This is a genomic window from Halomonas lysinitropha, assembly GCF_902500215.1.
Taxonomy (GTDB): Bacteria; Pseudomonadota; Gammaproteobacteria; order Pseudomonadales; family Halomonadaceae; genus Halomonas; species Halomonas lysinitropha.
The window spans coordinates 1-1,163 of sequence record NZ_CABVOU010000009.1; the positions used below are offsets into that span (position 1 = coordinate 1).

Annotated in this window: 1 protein-coding gene; it reads left to right on the plus strand. The window is 56.8% G+C overall.

The annotated features are described in order from the left end of the window. Positions 1-63: 63 nt before the first annotated feature. The gene (locus HALO32_RS00045; RefSeq protein WP_151441743.1) at positions 64-1,152 is read left to right on the plus strand and encodes an IS630 family transposase; all 1,089 of its coding nucleotides are present in this window, start codon (positions 64-66) and stop codon (positions 1,150-1,152) included. Positions 1,153-1,163 lie beyond the last annotated feature (11 nt).

Sequence of the window (1,163 nt, forward strand, 5' to 3'; positions counted from 1 at the left end):
CTAGTGTGTTGTCCCGTAAATACATACTATAATGTTGAGTAGGCCTCAATCAGGATGCTACTCATGCCTCGCGGACGCCCCCCACTTCCCGTCGTGTTGAGCCACGACGAGCACGCTCACCTCTTAAGCCTTGCTAACTCTCGCGCCCTTCCTCATAGCTTGGTTCAACGCGCGCAGATCGTGTTGGCCTGTGCCGATGGCGAAGCCAACTCCGCCATTGCCGAGCGCATGCGCCTGAACAAAGACACGGTCGGCAAGTGGCGTAAACGCTACCTCGACTTCGGCATCGAGGGCTTACATGACGAACTCAGACCGGGACGTCCCCGGTCGTATGAGGATGAGCAGGTGGCCGAGGTCATCAATCGGGCGCTCACGACGGACCCGCCTGACGGCACCCATTGGAGCGTTCGCACCATGGCCCAGGAAACAGGCGTGTCAAAAAGCACCGTCCAGCGCTGGTTCGATCTCTTTGGCATCCAGCCGCACCGCCAACGCCACTTCAAGATTTCCAACGATCCGTTCTTCGTCGAAAAAGTACGCGACATCGTCGGGCTCTACCTCAATCCGCCTGACCACGCGATGGTCTTGTGCGTCGATGAGAAAACCCAGGTACAGGCGCTGGACCGCACCCAACCCATGTTGCCCATGGGGCTGGGCTATGTCGAAGGCGTCACCCATGATTATGTCCGACATGGCACCACTACGCTGTTCGCCGCACTGGACATCGCCAGCGGCGAGGTTATCAGCCAATGCAAGAAACGCCATCGGCACCAGGAATTCCTCGCGTTCTTGCGTCATATCGATGCCAATGTGCCCAACGATCTCGACATTCATCTCGTCGTCGACAACTACGCCACCCACAAACACGCCACTGTCAAAGCATGGTTGGCCAAGCGACCGCGCTACCACATCCACTACACACCGACCTACGCGTCATGGCTTAACCAAGTCGAGCGCTGGTTCGGTATCATCACCCAGAAGGCCATTCGCCGTGGCTCGTTTTCCAGCGTCAAGGACCTTGTGAACAAGATCGATCACTTCGTCGATCACTACAATGAGAACGCTGCACCGTTTATCTGGACCGCCACCGCCGAATCCATCCTTGCAAAAGTCAAACGGATTTGCTTGCTTATTTCTGGGACAGAACACTAGGAGCCTGTCGG

Coding starts and splice junctions, on each gene's coding strand:
- HALO32_RS00045 (WP_151441743.1), top strand. CDS start 64: ATGCCTCGCGGACGCCCCCCACTTCCCGTCGTGTTGAGCCACGACGAG.